This window comes from Burkholderia sp. PU8-34, assembly GCF_053427725.1.
The window spans coordinates 69,109-93,662 of sequence record NZ_JBSAXC010000018.1; the positions used below are offsets into that span (position 1 = coordinate 69,109).

Consider the following 24,554-nt stretch of genomic DNA (forward strand, 5'->3'; position numbering starts at 1 on the left):
CCGTGCGAATCGCGCCATGAACCCACCACGGACGTCGCTCCCATGCTTTTACTGATCCTTGCTTACCTGGGCGGGGTACTCACCATTCTGAGTCCCTGCATCCTGCCTGTGCTGCCTTTCGTATTCGCGCGCGCAGACCGACCGTTCGCGCGTAATGGACTGCCTATGCTGGCCGGCATGGCGCTCACCTTCGCCGCAGTTGCCACCCTGGCCGCTGTCGGCGGCGGCTGGGCCGTCCACGCGAATCGGTATGGCCGCATCGTGGCTCTCGCCGTGCTCGTCGTGCTCGGCCTTACCTTGCTTTCGAATCGCGTCGCCGAGTGGATCGCCCACCCGTTCGTGACGCTCGGCAACACGCTCACCGAGCGCAGCGGGAGCGAAAGTGATTCCGTGCTCACGGCGGCGGGCCTGGGCGTGGCGACCGGACTGCTGTGGGCGCCTTGCGCAGGTCCCATCCTGGGCCTGCTGCTCACGGGTGCGGCTTTGAACGGGGCCAGCATCAAGACGACCTTCTTGCTGCTCACCTATGCGGCCGGCGCAACAACGTCACTCGCGCTGGCCCTGCTGATTGGCGGACGCGTCTTCGCCGCCATGAAGCGCTCGCTTGGCGCCGGCGAACTGGTGCGCCGCACTTTGGGCGTGCTGGTGCTCTCGGGGGTGGCCGCCATTGCGCTCGGGCTGGATACTCACCTGCTGACACGGGTGTCGCTGGCGGGTACCGGCGCAGTCGAACAGAAGCTGATCGACGCGATACATCTGGTCGGCCCCGTGCAGGCCGCTGCCAGAGCCGTGGGTGCGCTGCCGGTAGAAGGTGAACTGCCATCACTGGCTGGCGCCACCCAGTGGCTCAACAGTGCGCCGCTCACTGCACAGTCGCTGCGCGGCAAGGTGGTGATGGTCGACTTCTGGACCTACTCGTGCATCAATTGCATCCGTGCGCTGCCCTACGTGCGCGGCTGGGCCGGCAAATACAAGGATCACGGCCTCGTGGTGATCGGCGTGCACGCGCCCGAGTTCGCCTTCGAGAAGGATCCGCAAAACGTCAAGCAGGCCGTGAAGGACCAGGGCGTCGACTACCCGGTCGCGCTCGACAACGATTACGCCATCTGGAAGGCGTTCGGCAACGAATACTGGCCCGCGCATTACTTCATCGACCCGCAGGGGCATATCCGTCACCACCATTTTGGCGAAGGCGGCTACAAGGAGAGCGAGGACGTGATACGCCAGATGCTTGCCGATGCCGGCCAGAAGGACTTGCCCGGCGGCTACGTCCAGCCAAACGCGCAGGGCGCCCAGGCAGCCACCTCAGGCGATGCCGCGCGTTCGCCGGAAACCTACGTAGGCTATGCACGCGCAGAGAACTTCGTCGGTGGAGATCTGGCGCACGATGAGCCCAGGACATATCGCGTGCCCGGCACGCTGATGGCCAACCAATGGGCGCTCGACGGACGCTGGTCGGTGGCCGACGAAAATGCGCGGCTGGACAGCCCCGGAGGACGTATCGTCTACCGCTTCCGTGGCCGTGACCTGCATCTGGTGCTGGCGCCCGGTCGAGACGGCAAGCCTGTGCGCTTTCGCGTGCTGATCGACGGCAAGGCGCCCGGCGCCGACCGTGGCATGGACATCGATGCGGGCGGAAACGGCACGGTGACCGAGCAGCGTCTCTACCAGCTCGTGCGGCTGGCCATTGGCAGCGGCGAACATACCTTCGAAATCACGTTCCTCGACCCAGGCGTGCAGGCTTACGCGTTCACGTTCGGCTGAGTCCTTGGGTGCGAGGGGGAACTCATGTCCTGCATTCAGGAAGTCATGAAGCTGGAGCGGCGCCGCTTTCTGCGCGTCACGGTCACGGGCAGGCAGTTGCGCGCCGCCCGTCTTTATGCACCAACGCCCTCACGCCTGCGACTGCAGGCCGAATGGCCGTATTCTGAGTCGAACCGACGATTCATCGTCCAGGCCAACGCGCCAGGCAGTGACCGTTCATGGCCGGCTACTGCCCGATGCGGTCGACCGAAGCCGACCGAGCGTGTGTGAAAAGGCAAAGCTACTCGGTTTTCGGGTGTCGCTTAACCATTCCCAGGCCGCTGCCGACCCGATAGAGGGTGATCTGAAGGGTCGAGTTTTTCGAGATGAGCGTCCGGCTGCGGCGGGTGTTATTCGCGGGGTACAAACGCACACAAAGGCGGACGGCGAACCGGAAAAGACATAGACTTATCCACAGTCGGCTCCCTCCCGGACCAGCCTCCGCCCTGGCACAAGATTCAGTCGGCACAGCGGCCCAAAATTCAAGCAACGCGGACGGATGCATGTTCTGATCGCAGCGCTCCGCGCGGTGCTCGCCTCCCGGGCACGCTTGCCGACATGCGAAGGCGGCGGCCAATGTCGTCGAATGGGGAAGCCGCAGTTTGTGCTGAGCGGTGAGCGTCCACTGAATCCCTGAATCCCGTGAAATGCAGTACTCGATCGCACCGCGTACCTGCTGCCCGATCCTTGCGTGCCGCTCTCACCCGAGTCGAAGGAGGTAAAGCAATGTCCAGCAGCCTCACACAACGAATGACGATCGGCGACTTCCTGCTTCGCCGTCTGGAAGAGGCCGGCGTTCGGCACCTGTTCGGCGTTCCCGGCGACTACAACCTCGCGCTGCTGCAGCAACTCCAGGATGGCGGCGCGCTGGAATGGGTCGGCAATACCGGTGAGCTGACCTCCTCCTATGCAGCGGACGGCTATGCACGGCTGAATGGCCTGGGCGCGCTGCTCGTCACGAACGGCGTAGGTGCCCTGAGCGCACTCAACGGTGTCGCCGGCTCCTACGCCGAGCATGTCCCGGTCATCTGCATCTGCGGTTCGATCCCGCTCAGGTCCATCGATCGTGGCCTGGGGATGCACCACACCATGGCCGACGGAAACTTTGACCACTTCCTTCGCGCATACGCTCCGGTGACCGCGGCGCAGGTCAGGATCACCCCGCGTAACGCGGCAATCGAGATCGACCGCCTGATCCTCACCGCCTGGCGCGAGAAGCTCCCGGTGTACATGGAGCTGCCGTCCGACATCGCTTATCTCGAGATCGAGGTGCCTGCAACTCCGCTCGTCCTTGCCGAGCCGCCCGGCGATCCGGAACGTCTGCGGTCGTGCATCGCCGCGGTCGCGAACCGGCTGTCCGCCGCCAACTCGCCGGCGATCCTGGTGGATGCGGACGCGGACCGGTTCGGCGTCGCCCCCGAGCTCGTGGAGCTGGCCCAGAAGATGCAGGTTCCGGTGGCGGTGATCAACGCGGCCAAGGGCGTGATCAACGAGTCGTTCCAGCATTACCTTGGCATCTACGCCGGCAAGGGCAGCGAGCCGCAGGTACGTGAGACGATCGAGAGCAGTGACTGCCTGCTCGCTGTTGGCTACCGGCCGATCGAGGTAACCACGGGCGATTTCACGGCAACGCTCCCCGCCGGCACGATCCACGCCCGCGGACACGCAGTGGACGTCGGCGAAGACAACTATCAGGCGGTGACGCTCAAGGAGGTGCTCCGCGGCGTCATCGATGCGGTCCCTCAGATCACGAACCGCGCTCCGCGCCCTGTGGCCGCAGCAGTGTCGGACGTGCACGTCGACGGCTCCGCCACGCTGACTCAGGCTGTGTACTGGCAGGCCATCCAGGACTACCTGCGGCCCGGTGACGTCCTGTACGTCGACAATGGCACGTCATTTTCGCTCCTTGGCCTGAAGCTCCCACCGCACTGCACCTTCATCGGGTCGATCAACTGGGGATCGATCGGCTATTCGGTCGGAGCCCTGCTTGGCGCGCTCACTGCGGCGCCAGACCGTCGTCACGTGCTGCTCGTGGGCGATGGCTCCTTCCAGGTCACGGCGCAGGAGTTGTCGACCATTCTGCGACACGATCACAAGCCGGTGATCTTGCTGATCAACAACGGCGGATACACCATCGAACGCGGCTACCTCGGCAAGACCGAGCCTTACAACGACATCGCCAACTGGGCCTATGCCGATCTGCCGAAAGTGCTCCATCCCGGCGCCTCGGCGCATTCGTTCGTGGTCAGGACTTGCGGGGATCTGCAAAATGCCCTCGGCGCGCCGAACGACAGGCTGATTTTCGTCGAGTCGATCATGGACCCGTGCGACGCTCCCGCCGCAATCACCAGAAGCAGCAACCTGGGGGCCGAGCTCGACTACGGGCCTCGCGGCCCGCAGCACCGCGACAGCCTGCAGCTCCGGTCCGACACATTGTAGATAAAGACAAAGTCGGCGCGGCGCGCCGCGTTTGATGAGGCGATCACGCGCCGTACCAGAATCGCACCGCTGCGCGAGTATGAACGCCCCTCGGGTGCAGTTGTGCCTGCGTCGAAATAGTCATCGAGTGACTTGAGGACGTTCATGGAGACGACTTCGACGTGGCGGCGCAACGCGAGAGCTCCATTCGATGCCTTCTCCTTGAGGTTGTTCTCCATGCTGGAAATGAACGCAGCAGGCAGTCCTTTCAGACGGCGAGACTCAATAGCCGCATTTGGATGACTGGCGCACCGGCTAAATGAATGCCAGGAAACGTCGATGACCAACCCGACGCATCGCTTTCGCGAAGGTCTGCTCACTGATGCCGATCAGCGTTCAAATGACTGAGCGGCGCCATCCGCCCGCCTCGTTCGACGAACGCCGCCGCGCATGTCTGATATTCCTCGAAAGATGGCAATATCGCCACTGCCGCTCGTTTCGGCCAAGCCCGATAATTTGGCGACTCTTCATTTCCGGAACCCGAACATGCCTGGAAACGCCTTTTTCTCGACGAACCTGCTGCTTGCCTATACGGCGTATTTCGTTGGCACCGCGAGTCCAGGGCCGAGCAACCTTGCAATTATGTCCATAGCGGCCAGTCACGGCCGGAAAGCGGCGTTGATGTTCGCACTCGGTGTCATCTCGGGGTCGATGTTTTGGGCGACGGTGGCGTCGCTAGGCGTGTCGGCTGCTCTGATCGCCTATTCGCAATTCATCATTGCAGTCAAGATTTTTGGTGGTCTGTATCTGTTGTGGCTAGCCTTCAAATCCGGACGCAATGCGCTTGCGACAGCAGCTGAATCCGTCCTGAAGGTGGAACGAACACAGACATTGACGCACCTCTACTCCCGCGGAGCGATGCTCCATCTCACTAATCCGAAAGCTATCCTCGTGTGGGTTTCAATTGTTGCTCTATCGTCGAACAGCACGGGGTCAGCCCATAGTGCTGTAATTGCAGGTTGTGCAGCCATCGGATGTCTGGTGTTCGCCGGTTATTCAGTGTTGTTTTCAACGGACTCGGCTCGCAGGTTGTACGTGCGGACCCGTCGTGCCCTGGAAGGATGCCTGGCCGTAGTATTCGGGATTGCCGGCATCAGACTTCTCGCGTCGCGTGTCTAGTTGGCTTCAGTACCTTCGCTTGTCCAATGGGATACCGAGGGTCATACCGCGGAGCAGTGCACGGGCAGCGGGCCTTGATCGTCAGCGCCCTTCTTTTTTCGTCTTCGGTTGTTCGGGTTGCCGCTGCGCGTCAGGCCCGCGTTGCTGCGGCGCCCGCGTACATGCGTCCGGAGGGGTCACATAGGGCACGTCCTTGCAGCAGCACGCATAAACCGGAAACCCGTACGCGTTCGTGCCGATGATGGTCGTTGGCCCGTGCAGCGGGCAAACCGCTTTCATGGTTTCCATATGAAATATTTCGGAGAGCTGGCCTCGGCGTCTCACCGAGGCCGCAGCGTTCCATCCACGCACGTGACGGAATGCCCGCCGATCCATACCCCATCATCCCTATAGCGCACCTCGATCTGGCCGGTTCGACCCATCGCGGCCCCTTGGCGCACGCGGTAGCCGTGCTCCGGCGCCATGTCGGTGCGTTGCAGATAGAGCGCCAGGCACGCATTCGCAATGCCGGTAACCGGGTCTTCGTTGATGCCGTCGGCGGGAGCGAAACAGCGGACCTCATAAGCGGCGCCCGCCTGTGGCCCGAGTGGCCCGAAAGTCGCCACGCCCCCTACGCCCAACTGCTCGCTGAGTCGCGTCAGAGCGGCGAAATCGGGGTGCAGCGCGAGACAGGCCTCGCCGTCGCGCAGGCAGCACAGCAGCCACGCCACGCCGATGTCGACGATCTGCGGCGGCGGATTGTCTTCCACGCGCTCGGCCCCCAATGCACGCGCCAGCGACGGCCAGTGTTCGCGTTCCACTTCACGCCAGCGCGCGGCCGGCACTTTGAACGCCAGCGATCCGTCGTCATCCTGACGCAGCTCCACCAGACCGACACCACACTCCTGCCACAAATGCCCCGGGCTGTGCGGCGTCAGGCCGCGCTCCAACAACGCGTGCGCGGTGCCCAGCGTTGGGTGGCCGGCGAACCGCAGCTCCATTTGAGGTGTGAAAATCCGTACCCGGTAATCGGCTCGCGAATCCGTAGGCGTGACCACAAAGGTGGTTTCCGACAGATTGGTCCAGTTGGCGATGGTTTGCATCTGCGCATCGCTCAGCCCGTCGGCCTCGAAGATCACGGCGACGGGATTGCCTTTGAAAGGCGTGGCGGTAAAGACGTCGACCTGCTTGAAGGGTAGAAGCATGGCGATCTCCCGAAATGCTCACTCGACTTCACGCGATCAGCGCAATCTCCACTCAAGCTCCCAACGGGATCCGCGTTCCGGGCGCCGAGGGCGCTTCCTTGCCGCGCTCCCCAGGCACGTCGTCCAATCGTTCCGATACTCCCGTGGTCTCCAGGTGCTGCCCGGTGAAGCCGGCGTCCAAGGTCGGCGGGCGGAGTACTCGCGCAGTGCCGTGATTCAGCATAGGCGCCAGTTGCAGTCTGTAGTGGACTGGGTAAACACTGGTTCATCCGGGCCCCGGCCATGAGGACGGTAAGGTCGGCGCCACTCCCCCGATTGCTCGGGCGTGTTCGTCAGGTCACGACAGGGCCACTTGTTACCGGGCGCCCCACGCACAGATTCCGGCGTGCGCTATTCGCGCACCAGGCTGCTTGCGTTGAGTACGCGGCATCCAAGCGCCCGAGCCTGGAAATCCGGCACGCGGCCGATTCCAGCATCAGCCCAATGACCGCAATTTGGCCACCCAACGAAACCGCTTCCGAGCGAGGGGCGGGCCTCAGGGCACCGTCATCGCAGTTCAATCGGCACGCCGTGCGGCGTTCGCCGGGCAGCTTCGTCCCATGCGTCCCGACGTTGCAGCAACGCATCAACCGTCACATACCCCTTTTCCGTGACGATGCGTTCGAGTGCCGTCAGCCAGTGCTCGTAGTATGTGTCCCCGCGGTCCGGATCGCCAGTTGCCTGGGCATCGCGTATCGCGCTGCTCAAGTGAACCGTCCACTCTGCCCACGTGAACAAGCCTCGTTCATGCAGGGCAAGCGTCATTGCGAATGCCGCGGCTTGCCATGGCGCACTAAAAACCGGGCCCGCGCTGCCGTGAGGCATGCCCGGCAAGTGCGTGTATGCCTCCGATGGCGGCATCTTCATTCGAGTCATGTCAGGCTGCCCGCGTGCGCGGCCTCGAGATACGGTTCCCAGCAGTCCACGCAGACCGATGACGCAGTCGTATCGGGGCCCCACAGTTCATTAGCTTCGAAGCGCACCGTGTAGAGCCAGTGCGGTTGCTCGCCCTCGCCGATCGCGTTGGTATCGGGAAATACATGCGCGCCATGCCGTGCAACAACCTGGCCTTGCTTGCCACGACAATAACGCGGCAGCCGAGTGTGCGTGAGAGGATTCATCAGGCGAGTGCGTACCCTGTCGCCGACCGCAAAGCGTGCTTCTCCGGGCGCCGGACGGTCAACCGGGTTGCCTCGCGCCAGCGCCGCGCCCACTTGGCCAGCAGTCAGGACACGCGCGACAGGCGCCGCCGCTGTCAACGACTTGCCCCCTTCGATTTCGTCGGCGGTGGCAAGGCCCGTCTGGATCAGCAGCGTCTTGAGGCCCTCGAACCATTTTTCGTAGTAGGTACTGGCGAGATATTGCGCGGGCGGCAGGCTTTCGCGAGCGGCGCGGGACATGTCGATGTTCCACTTGCCGGTAGCGCCCATCGCCAGCGTCAGAGCGTGAACGCGACGTTCCCAGCCTGCGTGAAAAGGCGGCTCATCGGGCTCCGGCTGAACGGGGCCGAACGCTTGCATGCCACCGAGATCCTGAGCGCCGTTCATCGGACTACTCCTTTCCATTCGTCAGGCGCCTTGGGTAACCCCGTACCGATCATCGAATCGCGCGTGACGAGTTGGGCGAGTGCATCCTCATTCATGCCATCGGTGCCGGGCGGACGCATCGGCAACACCAGATAGCGAACCTCGGAAGTCGAGTCCCATACGCGAACCTCGATGTCGGCTGCCAACGTGACGCCGAATTTCTCCAATACGCCGCGCGGGTCGATGACCGCGCGCGATCGGTAGGGTGCCGACTTGTACCAGACAGGCGGCAGCCCGAGTACGGGCCACGGATAGCATGAGCAAAGCGTGCAGACCACCATGTTGTGCACGCCTGGCGTGTTTTCCAGAACCACCATGTGCTCTCCCTGTCTGCCCGTGTAGCCGAGGGACGCCATGGCCGCACTGGCATCGGTCAGAAGCCACTGTCTGTATCCGGGATCGCACCAGGCCCGAGCGACGACGCGTGCACCGTTATGCGGACCGACCTTGCTCTCGTAGGTCTCGATCAGGATGTCAAGCGCAGCCGGATCGACGTATCCCTTTTCCACCAGCAGGGATTCCAACGCGCGCACCCGCAAGTCCAGATCCGACAATGCACTGCCTTCGTGGCGGTGGCCATCGTTATGCGCTGCACCATGCGAGTCGTCGTGGCTCATCGGAATTCACCAGGAAGGATGCCGATCCGACGAAGTATGGTTGGCCGAAAGCGCAAATTCAAGCTGCCAAGTCCCGACGTCTGCTCCGTGGCAGATTCGCCGAACGGGTCTGTCGGCGACGGACGAACACGTCAGGCGATATCCGGCCAGTCGGTAGCACTCGGAATCGCCAAGAATGTGTCATTCAGACGACCGTTTCGCACCGAAGGCGATCACCCGTCAGCAATTTTCGCTTGCCGATTTGTCGGCCTTTAGCGACGTTCAAATATCGGAGTTGGTGCGGCGGTTATAGGTGCCTTCCGAACATACGGAACTTCAAAGAACGCGAACACGCCGGTAGATAGCGTCAAGCAGCATGGCTGGTCGCCAAAATGATTGGCGCTGCTCACCCGGTGTCACTGCCGGAAGATACATACTGTCGCAAGTAGCTCATGACACCCATGCCATACTCATCGGCATGCCAGTCCCAAAATCTGAGCCCATGAAACGCGTCGCCGGTTTGCTGCTATTGACCGCTGCTGTCGAGGTATCCCTCGCGGTGACCTGGGACTACCTCCTGACAGTTGAGGAGACGTGCAACATTGAAGCGCCCGGTTTGTGTTTTCAGACGCTATTCTGGCTAGTTGACTCGGGGGAAAGCTGGCAAGAAGCGGCGGCTCCAACCCTGTCCCACGCGAACCGGCCCTCATCCCACCCTCGGCCTTTGGCGGCTGCTAAGCGATTGGGACATGAATAGTGACGGGGGCAGAGAATTGGGCCGCACGTTCTACAATCGAATCTGGTCTGCAGTCTACGGGCATGCCGCCTGGTCCGTGAAAAAGGGGCATGGAAGCTTTCTTACCTTGGAGTTTGGACAACCCGAGCTTCAGCCAAGAGAGCCGCGACTCGCTCGGCTGGCCTGTCTCGGCCATGACGAGACATTAGGATTGGGCCGCTGGATGAGCGGTTCCTGGTGTGTTGTGGACTGGCGATTCCACGATTGATCGCACCGCATCGAACTTGGCGCCCGGTCGACAAATCACCCAAAAACGTTTCCGTCATTTTTGCTGCGGCAGATGAGTTTGGCAGTCAAGAGCGGCTGCGCGTCGGGACTCAGCCCCACCCTGTTCGCCCCAGTCTGCGCATTTAGTAAAGGACATTTACCTATATTCATAACTTTGAACTAACATGGTGGAGCAATCAGCTAGCTTCCGGTGCTGGACGCAACCCGCACCCGCCGAAGGAGATCAAAGTGAATGAAAAACCAAAATCTGTTCGCACAGCCGTAAATTTGCTTTGGGCATCCGTGGCCGTTGGCTTAGTCAAGGTGCTATTGGATTTTTCATATATCAGGACCGTAGCACCAACGGCGCTTACGAATATTGTCTTGATTTTTGTATTTGCCTTTATTAGTTTTCTGATCTTTAAGATTTCTGCCGGCAAGAACTGGGCACGAATCACCTTCCTTGTACTATTCGTCATTGGCGTGCTGCCGACACTGCCGGTGATGTTCGACGAGTTCTCCCGTTTGCCTGTTGTTGGCGCGTTGTCTGTGGCTCAAATCGGCCTCCAAATTTATGCGCTTTCCATTCTATTCACGAAGCCGAGTAGTGCGTGGTTTCGGAAGGTTGGACCCGCTATGCAATGACATGGATGAAAGCGCGCCCCAAGTCCCGGCCCCTCGGATATGTCGACTCGTTTGCGCGTGCCAGAGCGGTCGGTTTGGAGCTGTGATAATGACATTCGCCGAAACAAGCCGAAGGGCGGGAACGGGTCGGAGATCGCCGCTCGCGAACGTCGGCCCGCCAAGAGCGGTCGCCCGATCGAACTCTCAGACGGACATTCGAGCGTCGGCTCCCGCCGAGACAACGGACCTTCTCCCGACGGTAACGCTTGCAAAGTGATCGGAGATAGCCAACGTTCGCCCAACACGCCGTTCGAGCATCGTCAAGGATGAGAGGACTCCCGTCCACTAGGCTGAACTCTTCTCCTCGCAGCAGAGTCTTTCAACATAGCAGGCTCGCGCAGATATCGGCCTTGAGAAATATCATCACCTCACTTCGCATTGCCCATAATTAGAAATGAGACTGAGTGGCACCAGATTTCATCGGCGAACGTGTATGGGCAAGCGATATACCTTTTCTGAATCGGCCAATGGCGCCAAGGCCTGCGATCGAGCTCTTCCTTTAGCTCGCAGCCACGATCAAAGTCGGCGGAATACCAAGCTGGCATTGACGCCCCCAAAACCAAAGCCATTGGAGATCGCATATTCCGTCGATATCTTGCGGGCCGTACCTCTGACAATATCGATGCCTTCCGCGGCCGAATCAGGCTGTGTCAAGTTCAGTGTGGGCGGCGCAAGCTGATCGCGCAGCGCAAGCACGGTGAAAATCGCTTCCACACCGCCCGCCGCCCCAAGCAAATGTCCCGTCGAGGACTTGGTGGCTGATACGGCGGGACTTCGACCCGTTCCAAATATCGCCTTGATGGCAGCCAGTTCACTGATGTCGCCTACCGGCGTGGACGTCGCGTGGGCGTTCAAATGCCCGATCAGCCTGGGTTCGAGATTCGCCTGCTGGATTGCCAGTTCCATCGCTCGTTGTCCGCCAGCGCCGTCTTCGGGCGGCGACGTCATATGGTGTGCGTCGGCGCTCGTGCCATAACCGAGCACTTCTGCAATCGGAGTGGCGCCGCGCCGCAATGCGTGCTCAAGATCTTCGATGACGAGCATGCCGGCACCTTCTCCCATGACAAAGCCGTCTCGTCCAGCATCGAATGGGCGAGATGCCTGTGTGGGATGGTCATTAAAGCCCGTGGACATGGTTCTCGCGGCTGCGAATGACCCCAGGCTGACGCGATCGATGCAGGCCTCGGCTCCGCCACACACCGCAATATCGGCTTCGCCAGCACGAATGAGGCGCGCTGCGTCGCCGATGGCCTGTGCGCTCGCAGCACAGGCAGTCACCGGTGCGCCCAAGGGACCACGAAAGCCGTGGCGGATGGAGATGTGGCCAGCTGCCATATTGGCCAGGAAACTGGGAACGGTGAAAGGAGAAAGGCGCCTTGGCCCGCGGTTATCCGTGATTCTGACCGCATCCACGATCGCACCGAACCCGCCTACGCCAGACGCCACAATGGTTGCCGTCCTTTGGCGAGCGTCTTCAGTCTCAGGTTGCCAGCCGGCTTGCTTCAATGCCTCTTGCGCCGCGCTCAGCGCAAACAGACTGAAGCGGTCCATCTTCTTCTGGTCCTTGGGTTCAACTGCGAGGGCTGGATCGAACCCCCACGGGCAGCCGGACGTCACCATGGGCACTACGCCCCCGACCTTTGTTGCAATGCCTTCCGTGATGTCGTCAGGCAAACCAGCCAAGCCGGAATGACCCTTCAAGAGACGGCTCCATACGGATTCAATCTCACATCCCAACGGCGACACGATACCCATTCCGGTCACGACGATGCGTCTCGAATTCAAACGAAAACTCCCATTTCGATTGGCGAAGAAATGCGGCCAGTTATTGGCACAATGCGCCATCTGGCAGCTACAAGGGCTGCAGGAATCACGGAACTCCGGTGCAGTATAGGTAGGCTGAATGCCAAAAATTGGCGCATCGCGCCAATCGATATGCAAAGTGCGCCATAATGAGCGGACCATGAACCTGTCCCGCCAAAGCCCTCTCACGCTTTCCGCTCACTTCCTGCACGGGATGCTGCGCGTCATTCGCACCCGTCACGGAGAAGACGTGGCGGCGAAGGCACTCGCAAGCGCCGCCATCCCCCAGTCCCTGCTCGATCAGCCTGATGCACGAATGACACGCGAGCAATACGTCGCGTTGTACCGGGCGGTCGCGGCGAGACTCGATGATGAGATGCTGGGACTTTGGTCCAGGCCAATCCGGGGCGGCACGTTAAAGTACCTCATGCTCAGCTTGCTGGACGCGCCTACCGTGCTGGTAGCGTTCAATCGATTTGTTCGCTTCTGGAATCTGCTGCTCGATGACTACCGGCTGCAGATTTCTACGAAGAGCAATCTGGTGCGATTAGCTCTGGTGGAAAGGACGTCCGGCACGCAGGTCACGCCACTCGGACATGAGTTAATGATGAAGCTGGTTCACGGCATAGCATCATGGTTGCTCGGCAGGGAGATCATCCTGCACCGTGTCGAGTTCAGCTTCGCGAGGCCGAGGCATGTGGACGACTACGCGTTCCTGTTCCCCGGCGCGGTGCATTTCGATACACGGGTGACGAGTATTTATTTCTTGTACCAGGACTGCGCGGAACTGTTCAAACGCGAGAAGCACGAGCTATGGGCATTCCTGAAACGTGCTCCTGGAGACTGGACGTTCAGTGCATTTCATCACGGCTCCATTGTGACTAAGACGCGGGAATATCTTGAACAGAACATCGCGCGGGCGGTGACGATACAGGATCTTGCAGAAGCATTGCACACCTCTGTACGCACGCTCAACCGTCGGTTTGCAGAGGAGGGAACGCATTTCCAACTGGTGAAAGACGGACTGCGACGGGATATTGCAGTTCATCGGTTGACAAACTCAAACACGAGCATGGCGGTGCTAGCATTTGATCTCGGCTTTTCCGATTCCACCGGCTTTTGCCGCGCATTCAAGCATTGGACCGGCAGTAGTCCTTCTGACTATCGCAAGGGCAGCCGTCAAGGTGAGTGACGAGAAATTGATATTTTCCGGCACATCGAATACCAGTCGAGTTTCCTTATTGACTCGGCCCGTGACCCCATGGGCCGAGCGGTAAGCCGCTTTCATCTGATGCCTGGGCATCGGGGAGGTGGGTAGCGCCCCTGGCCGACCGGGGTAACAGACCACCCGACGATCGTGTTCCGCTCTTCCAACGTTGCAACGCTGTCGCTTGGTGCCGGTCAAGAGAAGCTGCCTTCCAGCTGTGGTGTGACGCTTCCCTGAGTGTCTCTAACGACCCGAAAGCGGCCTTCGCTGGCCTCGTGTGACGAGAGGCTGCTTCGGGTCGGCTACGGCCGATCTAGTCCGGCGAGTTGCTACTAGTTTGACGCGAACGACGGCCAGTCGCACTCACTCTGACGCATCTGCCGGGGTACATGTGGCACGAATGCATGTAGGTCATTGATTTTCGGTGCGCACCGTTGTCCTTGCTCTGGCGCCACAGTTTTGCGACCGCCCTACATTCTTGTGGACGCTCGCCCCGGCGATCGCCCCGAGGCCGGTATGCCAGCGAACCGGGGAGCTGTCCGATGATCGCACTTCCGAGCTGAGGCTGACCCGTTCCCACATTTCTTTTGCGCTGACTTCGAGAATTGCCTGATTCAGGTCGGCAACCGCGATTGCACGTTGCTTCTTCAGCCCGATGAGCGTCTTTTTCGCCCGGACTTCTTCGCCGCGATCGGTGCGCGACAGTGAGCCGGCCGCGCGGCGATCGTCACGCATGGCCTGTGCGGCCTCGACGATCGCATCGGCATCGGTGCGGTCATTCTTGTTCGTCTTGATGATGAGCCGTAGGGAAAAAACGAGAAGGCAGCGTGCACATTAGAATGCTTTCGCGAAACCCAAACGTTTCGTCGAGCATGTTCTGACCTCGCGATCGTTTGCGCGAGCTTAGGTTGTTTGCATGACAACCCATCACGGAAGAATTTTCTTGGCGGAAAACAGGAGGATTCGACTTACAGAGAGGCCGCGCTCGTGTGTGACCTCAATCCATGAGGGTTTCCATCCGATGTATCGAATGGCCATTGCAAGTAAGCTGCAACGAAGCAGAACAAGCAGGGAAAATTTATGCAGACCCTTTACGAATTGCTAGGGGTCCGGGGAACAGCTTCCGCAACAGACCTTAAGGTTGCGTATCGGCGTGCCGCCATGAAGTGGCATCCAGACCGCAATCTGGACTGTCCCACTGAAGCTGCTACGCGGTTTATCGAAATCCACACCGCGTATGAAGTGCTGTCGGACGCAGCGCGCCGCGACCATTACGATGCGTCGTTGCGAGAATCGGCCGCGGCCCGGAATGCCGATGCCTACCTGCGGGACGCGAGGAGAGCGTACGCACAGGAAGTGCGCGAGGCTCGGGCACGGAAAGCCAGCGAGGCTCGGGTTCGACGGCAGCAGACGTGTGTTGCGGCGTGCGGCGCTGTCGTCGCGTCCGTTATGTTTTTCGCGCCCCGGGGCACGATGGAGAGGGGCCCGGAGTGGACGTCGGTAGAGACGGTGCGGTCTGCAGCCCTACCGGCCGCAGCGGCGGACGTGTCACTGCCGCGGGCGAGATCGAGAGGAATGCTGGACCAAGGCGAATTCGTGGATAACTCTTCCCGTAGCGAGGGGACCCAAAACATCGGGCCCGTTCTGTAGGCCAAGCCTTGGGGAGTATTACCCAAAGGTGGCTATTCAGTCAGGGATAACGCGGCGGCGTCGACTTACGGGCAACCATATCAGTTGTGCGTGCCACCATCTGTCCTTCCACCGTTGGTGTGTCCTTGGCCACCACCGGTGGCATTCAAGGTAGCGGCTGTCATGGTCGAAGCCTTCGCGACCGTGGTCGCCGCCACTGACACCTCCACTGCTTACGCAGCGTCTAGTGTGTTGCATCGACCAGTTGAATCTGCCGCCAGGATCGGCCGTTCGACATCGGCGCGTGGAGCGTTGACACCCATTAGCAGACCCGATCCCGCGATGCTCACCATGAGCAGGCGCGAGCCGGATCGTCCGAAGGTTGGGAAAGCCGTCGCCCGCGCCGGCCATCCTTCATCACCCGCCCGTCACTTCCAATCCACCAGCAGCTTCCCGACCGCCTCGCGCGTTTCACGTTCCAGCTGCGCGAACAGTTCGCCAGCCGGCAACGCCCGCGCGAGCGGCGCGGCCTGCCCGGCCCATTGCGCGCCGTAGCCGAACTCCCCCTTCGCCTTCGCGGCCGCATGCAGCGCCTTGCCGGCGTCGTATGCGATCGGGTAAGCGGGCGTCGCCGGTGCGCGCGGGTCGTTGCCGAGTTCCGTCAGGCGGTTCGCCATGCTCCGCGCGACCCGCCCTGAAATCGCCGACGTGAACGTCGTGCGGCGCGCCGCGTCGCCCAGCAGCGCGCGGCGATAGCCTTCGTCGATCGCCGTTTCCGCGCATGCGACGAATGCGGTGCCGAGCTGTGCGGCCTGCGCGCCGAGCGCAAGTGCCGCCGCGATTCCCGCGCCGTCCATGATGCCGCCCGCGGCGATCACGGGCAGCGCGAATTCGGTGACGAGCAGACGCGTCAGCGCGAACGTGCCGAGGCGGTCGTCGTTCGCGGTCGAATCGAATACGCCGCGATGCCCGCCGGCCTCGATCCCCTGCGCGACGATCGCGTCGACGCCAGCCGCAGCGACCTGCCGCGCTTCGTCGACGTTCGTCGCACTCGCAAGCAGCGTGATGCCGGCGCGCTTCAGCGCGGCGATCACGTCGGCGGACGGCAGCCCGAAATGGAAGCTGACGACCGCCGGCCTTTCGTCGACGAGCATCGCCTGCATGGCGGGATCCGCGATGAAGCTCGTATAGATCTCCGACAACGCGCCGGGCGGCGTCGCGCCGTACTTCGCGAATTCCGGTGCGAGCCAGTCGAGCCATGCACGCTCGACCGCCGCGTTCGCCGTCGCCGGCTGGTGGCAGAACACGTTGACGTTGAACGGCCGGTCGGTGAGCGCGCGCGTGTCGCGGATCATCTTGCGGGCGCCTTCTGCGTTCGTCGCGCCGACGCCGAGCGAGCCGAGCCCGCCCGCGTTCGATACGGCGGCAGCGAGCGCCGGCGTGCTGACACCCGCCATCGGCGCCTGAACGATCGGCGCCCGGATGCCGAGCTTGCGCAGCAAGGTGCGGCTGTCGGAGGAATTGTCCATGTCGTTTGCTCCTGTTACGAATCTGGATGTCGGGTTTGCGCCCATGCTACGCCGGTCGTTTCCCGCGCGGGCACCCACTGTCCGCGCTCGAACGGCTAGCGGCCACGCGCCCAGTGAACCATCGCCGCGCAAGCCGCCAGCAGCCCACCCGTCACGAAAAACACCGAATGCAGGCCGAGGCTCACGCCGATCTGCCCGCCGATCACGGGCCCGATCACCTGCCCGCTGAATTGTGCCGACTGCAGGTAACCGAGCATCTGTCCTGTCGCACGTTCGTCGACCGACTGCCTGACGAGCTTGCCGATCGACGGCAGCAGCCCGGCGAGCGTCATCCCCATCAGCACGCGCAACGCAGCAAGCTGCCACCAGTGGGTGACGAACGCCTGCGGCAGCATCGCGAGCGCAGTCAGCAGCAGGCAGCCGACGATCACGTTCCAGCTGCCGATACGGTCCGCCAGCGCGCCGAGCCGCGCCGCCGTCAGCATGCTGCCGAGCGCCGAACAGGCCATCACCACGCCCGCGACGCGCGCGAGGTGCGCGGCTCCGACGCCGAGCCCGCCGATGTAGACCGTAATGATCGGCTCGATCGACATGTTCGCGAGCAGCACCATCATCGCGGTCACGAGCAGCGCGACCACGATTGCGAACGGGGTGCGGCGCGCCGCGTCCGCGGCCTGGCCGGCCGTGTTGCGTCGCGCGTCGGTGGCCGGATGGAAATCTTCCTTCACCACGAAGATCGTCAGCAGCGCCGCGAATGCGATCATCGCGCCGCCGGCGAAGAACGTGCCGCGTATGCCGAGCCACTCGGGCAGCAGCCCGCCCACCAGCGGCCCGACGAGATTGCCGGCGAGCGCACCGGTCGACAGGATGCCCAGCGCCCAGCCCGCACGGTCGCGCGGCGCCTGCGTGCCGACCATCACCGTGGACGCCGACGCGTATCCGCCGACAAGGCCGGCAACGAGGCGCAGCGCGACGAGTTCGTAGACGTTGTGCGCGACGCCGATCAGCGACATCACGATCGCCATCCCGACCGCGGCCCGCACGAGCATCGGCTTGCGGCCGAAGCGATCCGCGAGGCGCCCCCACAGCGGCGCGGTCACCGCGGTGCCGAGGAAGGTCGCGCTGAACGCGACGCCCGACCACTGGATCACGGCCGCCTGCGAATCGACGCCGAGTTGCCGCACATACAGCGGCAGGAACGGCAGCAGCATGCTCAGGCTGACCAGTGTCGTGAACGAACCGAACACGCAGACCGCGAGATTGCGCCGCCAGTGAAGCGCGTTGCGCTCCGCATAGCCGGCTGCGGCAGGCCGGGCGAACGGGCCGGAAGCGGATCGGGCGATGGTGCTCATTGCGCCCTCCACGTCGCAGCGAACAGATCGACCGTCAGCGCGAGCACCAGCGCGGCGGCACCGACCGCGAACAACACCCGGTAATCGCCGCCGTTCGACGAGAACAGGAATGACAGCCCGTATGCGGCCAGCGCCTGCATCACTGCGAAGCTGGTCGTCGCGTGGGTCCACGCGCCTTTTGCGGCGGACGGATGACGCGCGAGCCCGATGCCGATGAGGCTCGCGCTCGCGCCGGCCACTGTGCCCCGCCGCACGTTGAACGCGGGCGGCGCCGGCCGGTCCAGGATCGCTTGCTGCATGTTGACCTCCATCCGCTGAACGAGCGCCACGCCGGTGCCCGTCATGTTGGAAGTCAGTCTAGATTGAACCGGAAAAGGAGAGAATCCACGCGATACGCAAGATGTCCTTCCGCGGCGCGGTTCAATTCCGGTCGGTGAACTGCGCGCGCCGTGGCGAAACGCCCGCGCAGCCGCTGCGCCGCGCAATCGATGGACACTCGCATATTGGGGACGGACAGACGCCCGCGCGGCGTCAGTGGATGATTGCGTCGTCGACGCACCTGTTCAAGCCATGCGTCGCGATGAAGCTGAAAGCGGCATTGGATTTCGGCGCAAGTCGCGCCGAGTTGATGGACGCGCTCGAACTGACCAGCCCGATCGGCATTCATGCGGCAAATGCCGGGGGACGAGATCCTGCCCGAAACATTGAATGATGATGGGTTGACGCCGAAGGCCCACAAGGACGAACAACGCGCCGCCATCCACAGCGCATGCAACTTACTCGGCCCCGCTGTCGAGCGAGTCAAGCGAAAACGGTCCCGCCGAATTCATCCAGTCGAACGATTCGCTTTGGGGCGCCCACGCCCAATTGGGTGACGACGCCACACGGCGCACGACACCTGCCGCTCCATCATCGGCCGCGACACCCGCGCCGCCTTCCCTTTCCATCTGAAGAAAATCCCGAACGTCGTCTTTCATGGCATGACCTCGAACTGTGTGGCTAACGATGCGATTCAGCTGCGCTGCGCAGCTTCGGTTTGCCTTGCTGCCTCAATCAGCTCTGCGAACCGCTCCAGAGCCGCGATACTGCTGTGCACCGACTGGTATTCCTGTTGGCCGATGCGCGCGTCGAGCACGATCGTCATGCCGGATTGCCGGGCGAGATTCAGGATGTCCATTTCAATCTCCTTGCCTGATGACCGGATAACTCGCCTACTGCCGAATCGATTCCGTCGTTGCTTGAAGATTACGCGCGGCACCACGAACATCAATGAGGCCGGGACGAAAGCTCCGTTGTTCAATCGCGAACAATCGCGGTAAGCCCGGCGTGTTCAGATTGCCTGCGCGCATGCGGCGCACGCGGAGGTATGCCGCGGCCGGTGCCCGGAACAGGTCGGACATGACTCGCGGCACCGCCATCGCAATGGCGTGGCGCGCCCTGATCCTTGCAGGTCCGTCGGCATGCTCAAAAGCTGTGGCGCATCCCGATCTCCAGGCCAAGCTGGCTTGACCCGGCAAACGGAGCCGCCGGAACTGCAGTGGCCACGGAAACAGAATAGATGGCCCCTCTGCCCGAATTCTTCATGTACCCCGCCACCCCATAGAGCGCCGTACGCTTGCTGAGATAGTAGTTCGCCCTGACCGCGCCAAGCGTGCCGTTTGCATCGTCTGCGTGGTTGCCGATGTGCGAGATCTGCGCATCGAGCTGCCACGCTCCGTGTAGCCATGACGCCCCGACAAATTCCATATCGGTTCGAACCGATCGGGCGTCGCCGTGAAGAAGCCGATGGATCCAGCCCACGCCGAAGCGCATTTCTCCGGTAGCCAGATACGCGTTCAGCTGATAGCGCCGATCGGTGTCCCCGGACTTCGTGAAGGCAACGCCCGGCGCACCGGCAACAACGGTGATCGGCGCAGCGCCCGGCCCTCCTCGCAACTCTTCGTACGTCGCCGCAACCCCCCATTTGTTCGCGTCATACTTGACCATCGCGGATAGCCCGCGGCATGCGAGGAAGTCGCTTCCCGTCTGGCCCGGACAGTTCCCTGCAGCGGATGCATCGCGGCCGAACGAATAGCTCGCGCCAATGGTCAGCCCGGAGAACGTCCCCTTGTAGGCGATGGCGTTGTCGAAGCGGTCGGCCAGCACCGCACTGTCCAGCGATCCCAGACTGCCGACCCCCGCGACCCCGATGATGTTCGCGTCGATCAGCCCCCATGTCTGCATGCTGTACTGTCGGCCAAACGTCAGTTGTCCAAATGAATTGCTTAAACCGACGTAGGCCTGCCGGCCGAACAGGCGGTTGGCTTGCTGCAATGTGCCGTTCGAAGCCGAGAAGCCGTTTTCCAGCGTAAAAATGGCTTTCAGGCCGCCACCCAGGTCTTCGGCGCCTCTGAATCCCCACCGTGACGGTGCATCGCCGCCACCAATGACAGGCATCCTCGCAAGCGATCCGCCGGTGGGCGTCGCATGCGTGATGAACTCGACGCCCGTGTCGATAATGCCGTATAGCGTGATCGAGCTCTGCGCAAATACCGGCACCGACATCGTGGCTGTCAGTACCAACGCGAATCCCGTCTTCTTCATCGTGTCTCCTCATGCCTTGTATCGTGGTTTTGCAGCGTGGTGGTCAATTCGACCAATGGCGCAATCAAACAAGGGGACAGCGTCGCACCGACGTCCCGGGCCGGCGAACATCGTCGATTACGTCGATGTTCATCGCGGCGGAGGGAGTCTTCATCCGGTTCGGCGATTGTTCCTGCAGGCATTGTGTGAAATTCGCACTCCTCGCGTTTGACATGGGACGCCAGAATCATGCGGTTCGTGACACACGCAGGGCCGTTTCGTGCACGCGCATCCCGGCGCCGACGCGAGGCAACCACGAAGGGCGGCTTGCATAATGGTTACTCCGCAGAGACGTCGTGGCATTCCTGCGATACATTGAATCTTCAGATCTTCGCAGTAACGACATGACCATCCTGGTTCGCAGCGCATCCCTGATCAAGTACTCCGACATCGCCCGCTCAGTCGGCATCGATCCGGTCCGCAAGGTCCAGGACGCCGGGCTCGATCCGGCGTGTCTTTACACGCCCGACATGCGCATTCCGGAATCAGGCCTCGCCAGGGTGTTCGAGTCATCGGCGAAGTCGTCGGAGCTTCAACTCGTCGGCGTGCGCATCGGCGAATCCTGGCGGCTGGCCGACTTTGGCGCGCTGAGCCTGTATCTCCAGCATCAACCGACACTTCGGCATGTCCTCGCGGAAATCGAGCAATACCGGCACCTGCTGAGCGACTCCGTGTCGATTCGAGTGGAAAATTTCGCGGATATTGCGGTGATGCATGTCCTCCTCGTGACCGGAAGGCCGGATCCGGGGCGGGAGATCGTCGAACTGACCGTCGGGGCGGCCTTCAATCTCATCAGGACCATACTGGGCGCGCAGTGGAAGCCCCGTGGTGTCCATTTTTCCCATCGGGCGCCCGATAGCCTTCGCGTGCACCGGCCTTTCTTCGGCCCGAACGTCGAGTTCGACTGCGAGTTCGACGCCATCGTGCTGACGCAGCAGGAACTCGATCGGCCCAATCCGCTTGCCGATGCCGCGCTCGCGCGCTATGCGAAGGAACTTCTCGACCTTCGGCCGAGACCCAGAGGTGACGCCATTGCGGACGATGTCCGGCGCGTCATTCACATCCTCATGCCGCAGGGGCATTGCGCGATCGAACTGGTCGGGCAACGCCTCGGCCTCACTTCCCGTACCCTGCAACGCCAACTCGAACAGGCAGGCGAAAGCTTCTCTGCGCTGGTCAACGAAGTGCGCTGCGAGCTGGCTGTGCGTTATCTCGGCAATCGTCGCCATACGGTCTCCGAGGTCGCAGCCCTTGTGGGCTTTTCCGAGATCAGTGCGTTTTCCCGCTGGTTCAGCACGGAGTTCGGCAAGCCTCCAACGCGATGGAGAAGCGATTTTTTCGCCCGTGCCGCGGATACCCCTGTCACGGGGAAACACTAACGGCTGTCGGACGGGCTGCGCGGCCGCACCCGGGTTGACCTTGCGGTCGGGCGCGGTGGCACCTGGCGCATATGGGGCGCCGGCTGCTTGAGCAGCGTGTACGCGTACTCGGCAATCAGGGCCGCCGCGCGTGCCGTGTTTATGGAACCAGCACCGTCGAACCGATCGTCTTGCGCGATTCGAGCGCGCGATGCGCGTCGGCAGCCTCAGCGAGCGCGAATGTCTGGCCGGGCTCGCTCGTGATTTTCCCGGCCAATACGAGATCGAACAGTTCGCGGGCCATCTCCAGCATGTGCGAGCGCGGTGTTGCGTAATGCACCATCGCCGGACGCGTCACCCAGATCGAACCCTTGCGGGCCAGCACGCGCGTGTCGATGAGCACCGGCCCCGACGACGTGCCGTTGCTCACCAGCGCACCGCGAACCTGCAGGCTGTTCAGCGACGCCTCCAGCGTATCCTTCCCGACCGAGTCGAACACCACCTCCACGCCCTTCCCATTGGTCAGCTCACGCACGCGCGCGGCAATGTCTTCGCGTGACGTCACGATGGTGTGCGTACAACCATTCTTCTTCGCCACCTCGGCCTTCTCGTCGGTGCTAACGGTCCCGATCATGGTCACGCCGAGCGCCCGCGCCCACTGGCAGGCAATCAAGCCCACGCCGCCCGCGGCAGCGTGGTACAGGATGGTCTCGCCGCCTTTGAGCGGGTAGACCTGGCGAAACAGGTACTGTGCGGTCATGCCCTTCATGATGAGCGTCGATGCGGTGCTGTCGCTCACGCCATCGGGCAGTGGAATCAGCACGTCCGCGGGCATCACGCGTACCTCCGAGTAAGCGCCCTGCGGCCCCAGCAGGTACCCCACCCGGTCGCCGACCTTGATGTCTGTAACGCCCTCGCCGACGGCTTCGACGACACCCACCGCATCCGAGCCCAGGCCATTGGGCAAATCGAGCGGGTATTGGCCGGTGCGAAAGTAGATATCGATGAAGTTGACGGCGATATACGTGTGACGCACCCGTGCCTGACCGGGCCCAGGCTCGCCGACCTGAACCGTTTCCAGCCGCAATACTTCGGGCCCGCCTACCTCGTGAAATCGAACAGCCTTTGCCATAGTGGGAAATTCCTCGATGAGATATCAAATTGCACGCCGCCATCACGCAACGCGTTGCCGTGCCGCGTCATTCGCGACCATGCATCGCCTGGATACCGGACGGACTCAAGCATCGACGCGCGTGCGGTCACATACGTAGCTGCGCTTGCCGATCGCGAATGCGGTGGCCGCAACCAGGCTGACGAACGGCACGAACTGCAATGCGCCGAGCAACCCGATGCGGTCCGCGACGAACCCTGTCAAGTAAGGCCCTGGTGCGCTGCCGAGCAGGTTGTAGGTAATCGTGAGAAGCGCGAACGCCGATGCGTGGATGGAGCGCGACGTGAGATTGGCCACCATCGCGCCGCCCGGGCCGTTCGTACCGGACGTGACGAACATCGCCGCGCCGATCAGCGCGAGTTGCAGGGACCCCGGCGCGATCCGGAAGGCGACCGCAAGCAACGTGAAGACCACCAGGCAGTAAAGGAACGCCGCATCCCATTTCCGCACCGGCAGCGTTCTGCTGGCCCTGTCGGCGACCAGACCGCACGTGATCATGCCGATTCCCGACAGCAGAACGAATACGGCCGCCATCATCGCCGCCCGCGCGGGCGGCATCGCGTAGTAGCGGTTCAGATAGCTCGGCATCCACGCCCACAATGAGGCCGTACAGAAAAGTTGCAGTCCGCTGCCGAGGTACGCGCACACCAGGGATCTGGACGAAACGACTCCGACCATCAGCGTGTGCAATGTCTCCCTTGCGCCTAATGCGCGGGGCGCCTGGGCCGCACTCGCCGACCGGTACCGGGACAGCTTCGTTTCCGTGACGACGATGCGAAAGACGATGACCAGCAGGATGCCGAAGAGCCCCATGGATGCGAACGACCACGGCCATCCCATGTGAACCGCGATCATGCCGCCGCACGCCATGCCGATCATGGAACCGAACGATGCACCTGCAGTGAAGGCACCGATAAGGCTGGCGCGCATGTTTACCGGAAAGACGCTCAGCAACAGCGCCGGCGCGACGGCGCCATAAGCGGCCTCGCCGATTCCGACCAATGCGCGTGCGACGAGCATTTCTTCATAGTTGGTCGAAATGGCGCAGCCCAGCGTTGCGAGGCTCCACAAGGCCGCCATCAGGAAGATGCTTTTGACATGCCCCCAGCGGGCTGCCAGCAGCGACAATGGAAGGGTCAATACGCCGACCAGCAACGCAACCGCGCTATTGAGCGAACCGAGCTGCGTGTCCGACAGCTTCCATGCCGACTTGATCAGCGGGAACACGGCGGTCAACACCTGCCTCGACATATAGTCGGACATGACCAGACCCAGTGTCAGCGCAAATACGACCCACGGATACACCGGTAACTTCTCGCGTCGCGCCACGGCAAATCCCGGCCCGGCGTCATAGTCGTGCATCCTCATTCGTGTCTCCTTCATCTCCTGTT

Annotated in this window: 22 protein-coding genes and 1 pseudogene; 8 read left to right on the plus strand and 15 right to left on the minus strand. The window is 62.3% G+C overall.

Annotated elements, in window-relative coordinates; translation table 11 throughout:
• The first annotated feature begins 42 nt into the window (after window positions 1-42).
• The 3 genes from ACV22Z_RS30080 (at window position 43) to ACV22Z_RS30090 (ending at window position 5,400) form a co-directional block, all read left to right on the plus strand.
• Window positions 43-1,764: a cytochrome c biogenesis protein DipZ gene (locus ACV22Z_RS30080; RefSeq protein ID WP_448079890.1), complete on the plus strand. Its 1,722-nt coding sequence runs from the start codon at window positions 43-45 to the stop codon at window positions 1,762-1,764.
• Window positions 1,765-2,529: 765 nt separating this feature from the next.
• Window positions 2,530-4,242 carry an alpha-keto acid decarboxylase family protein gene (locus ACV22Z_RS30085; protein WP_448079891.1) on the plus strand — a complete coding sequence of 571 codons (1,713 nt, stop codon included), beginning with the start codon at window positions 2,530-2,532 and terminating at the stop codon, window positions 4,240-4,242.
• A gap of 525 nt (window positions 4,243-4,767) precedes the next feature.
• Window positions 4,768-5,400 carry a LysE family translocator gene (locus ACV22Z_RS30090; RefSeq protein ID WP_448079945.1) on the plus strand — a complete coding sequence of 211 codons (633 nt, stop codon included), beginning with the start codon at window positions 4,768-4,770 and terminating at the stop codon, window positions 5,398-5,400.
• A 320-nt stretch (window positions 5,401-5,720) separates the two neighbouring features.
• Here ACV22Z_RS30090 and ACV22Z_RS30095 read toward each other — a convergent pair whose 3' ends face one another.
• The 4 genes from ACV22Z_RS30095 to nthA form a co-directional block, all read right to left on the minus strand.
• Entirely contained in the window at window positions 5,721-6,584 is an 864-nt protein-coding gene (locus ACV22Z_RS30095) for a PhzF family phenazine biosynthesis protein (protein ID WP_448079892.1), read from the minus strand.
• 546 nt (window positions 6,585-7,130) lie between these two features.
• Entirely contained in the window at window positions 7,131-7,499 is a 369-nt protein-coding gene (locus ACV22Z_RS30100) for a nitrile hydratase accessory protein (RefSeq protein WP_448079893.1), read from the minus strand.
• Window positions 7,496-8,170 (minus strand): nitrile hydratase subunit beta, encoded by a 675-nt coding sequence (gene nthB, locus ACV22Z_RS30105; RefSeq protein WP_448079894.1) that lies wholly within the window; start codon window positions 8,168-8,170, stop codon window positions 7,496-7,498. Before nthB ends, ACV22Z_RS30100 begins: the two co-directional genes overlap by 4 nt.
• Window positions 8,167-8,826, minus strand: a complete 660-nt coding sequence (nthA, locus tag ACV22Z_RS30110) for a nitrile hydratase subunit alpha (RefSeq protein ID WP_448079895.1) — start codon at window positions 8,824-8,826, stop codon at window positions 8,167-8,169. The genes nthB and nthA overlap by 4 nt, the downstream gene beginning before the upstream one ends.
• Window positions 8,827-10,057: 1,231 nt before the next feature.
• On the opposite strand from nthA, the gene ACV22Z_RS30115 reads away from it, so the two are divergent.
• Window positions 10,058-10,453, plus strand: a complete 396-nt coding sequence (locus ACV22Z_RS30115) for a hypothetical protein (protein ID WP_448079896.1) — start codon at window positions 10,058-10,060, stop codon at window positions 10,451-10,453.
• A gap of 555 nt (window positions 10,454-11,008) precedes the next feature.
• On the opposite strand, the gene fabF is transcribed toward ACV22Z_RS30115, so the two are convergent.
• Window positions 11,009-12,277, minus strand: coding sequence for a beta-ketoacyl-ACP synthase II (gene fabF / locus ACV22Z_RS30120; protein WP_448079946.1), 1,269 nt, complete (start codon window positions 12,275-12,277; stop codon window positions 11,009-11,011).
• Between the two features lie 178 nt (window positions 12,278-12,455).
• On the opposite strand from fabF, the gene ACV22Z_RS30125 reads away from it, so the two are divergent.
• A complete protein-coding gene (locus ACV22Z_RS30125; protein ID WP_448079897.1) occupies window positions 12,456-13,487 on the plus strand; it encodes an AraC family transcriptional regulator ligand-binding domain-containing protein in 1,032 nt (343 codons plus the stop codon).
• A gap of 426 nt (window positions 13,488-13,913) precedes the next feature.
• On the opposite strand, the gene ACV22Z_RS30130 is transcribed toward ACV22Z_RS30125, so the two are convergent.
• Complete coding sequence (locus ACV22Z_RS30130; RefSeq protein WP_448079898.1) at window positions 13,914-14,237, minus strand: hypothetical protein; 324 nt, start codon at window positions 14,235-14,237, stop codon at window positions 13,914-13,916.
• Window positions 14,238-14,582: 345 nt separating this feature from the next.
• On the opposite strand from ACV22Z_RS30130, the gene ACV22Z_RS30135 reads away from it, so the two are divergent.
• Entirely contained in the window at window positions 14,583-15,152 is a 570-nt protein-coding gene (locus ACV22Z_RS30135; RefSeq protein ID WP_448079899.1) for a J domain-containing protein, read from the plus strand.
• 407 nt (window positions 15,153-15,559) lie between these two features.
• On the opposite strand, the gene ACV22Z_RS30140 is transcribed toward ACV22Z_RS30135, so the two are convergent.
• From ACV22Z_RS30140 to ACV22Z_RS30150, 3 genes and pseudogenes are all read right to left on the minus strand, one after another.
• A complete protein-coding gene (locus ACV22Z_RS30140) occupies window positions 15,560-16,660 on the minus strand; it encodes an NAD(P)H-dependent flavin oxidoreductase (RefSeq protein ID WP_448079900.1) in 1,101 nt (366 codons plus the stop codon).
• 95 nt (window positions 16,661-16,755) lie between these two features.
• Window positions 16,756-18,012 (minus strand): MFS transporter, encoded by a 1,257-nt coding sequence (locus tag ACV22Z_RS30145; protein ID WP_448079901.1) that lies wholly within the window; start codon window positions 18,010-18,012, stop codon window positions 16,756-16,758.
• Window positions 18,009-18,215, minus strand: a pseudogene (locus ACV22Z_RS30150) (YbfB/YjiJ family MFS transporter); the annotation flags it as partial. The pseudogene ACV22Z_RS30150 and the gene ACV22Z_RS30145, both read right to left, overlap by 4 nt.
• Before the next feature lie 197 nt (window positions 18,216-18,412).
• On the opposite strand from ACV22Z_RS30150, the gene ACV22Z_RS30155 reads away from it, so the two are divergent.
• On the plus strand, window positions 18,413-18,724 hold the full coding sequence (locus ACV22Z_RS30155) for a hypothetical protein (RefSeq protein WP_448079902.1): 312 nt from the start codon (window positions 18,413-18,415) through the stop codon (window positions 18,722-18,724).
• Window positions 18,725-18,788: 64 nt separating this feature from the next.
• On the opposite strand, the gene ACV22Z_RS30160 is transcribed toward ACV22Z_RS30155, so the two are convergent.
• The 4 genes from ACV22Z_RS30160 to ACV22Z_RS30175 all read right to left on the minus strand — a co-directional run bounded on the left by ACV22Z_RS30160 (window position 18,789) and on the right by ACV22Z_RS30175 (window position 20,595).
• A complete protein-coding gene (locus tag ACV22Z_RS30160) occupies window positions 18,789-18,989 on the minus strand; it encodes a hypothetical protein (protein ID WP_448079903.1) in 201 nt (66 codons plus the stop codon).
• A 35-nt stretch (window positions 18,990-19,024) separates the two neighbouring features.
• Complete coding sequence (locus ACV22Z_RS30165; RefSeq protein ID WP_448079904.1) at window positions 19,025-19,189, minus strand: hypothetical protein; 165 nt, start codon at window positions 19,187-19,189, stop codon at window positions 19,025-19,027.
• A gap of 34 nt (window positions 19,190-19,223) precedes the next feature.
• Window positions 19,224-19,412, minus strand: a complete 189-nt coding sequence (locus ACV22Z_RS30170) for a hypothetical protein (protein WP_448079905.1) — start codon at window positions 19,410-19,412, stop codon at window positions 19,224-19,226.
• Between the two features lie 64 nt (window positions 19,413-19,476).
• Window positions 19,477-20,595 carry a porin gene (locus ACV22Z_RS30175; protein WP_448079906.1) on the minus strand — a complete coding sequence of 373 codons (1,119 nt, stop codon included), beginning with the start codon at window positions 20,593-20,595 and terminating at the stop codon, window positions 19,477-19,479.
• Between the two features lie 383 nt (window positions 20,596-20,978).
• Here ACV22Z_RS30175 and ACV22Z_RS30180 point away from each other — a divergent pair, with 383 nt between their 5' ends.
• Entirely contained in the window at window positions 20,979-22,013 is a 1,035-nt protein-coding gene (locus ACV22Z_RS30180) for an AraC family transcriptional regulator (protein WP_448079907.1), read from the plus strand.
• 139 nt (window positions 22,014-22,152) lie between these two features.
• Here the strand turns inward: ACV22Z_RS30180 and ACV22Z_RS30185 are convergent, their stop codons facing one another.
• Window positions 22,153-23,124 (minus strand): quinone oxidoreductase family protein, encoded by a 972-nt coding sequence (locus tag ACV22Z_RS30185; protein WP_448079908.1) that lies wholly within the window; start codon window positions 23,122-23,124, stop codon window positions 22,153-22,155.
• A gap of 105 nt (window positions 23,125-23,229) precedes the next feature.
• Window positions 23,230-24,531, minus strand: a complete 1,302-nt coding sequence (locus ACV22Z_RS30190) for an MFS transporter (protein ID WP_448079909.1) — start codon at window positions 24,529-24,531, stop codon at window positions 23,230-23,232.
• Between the last annotated feature and the right edge of the window lie 23 nt (window positions 24,532-24,554).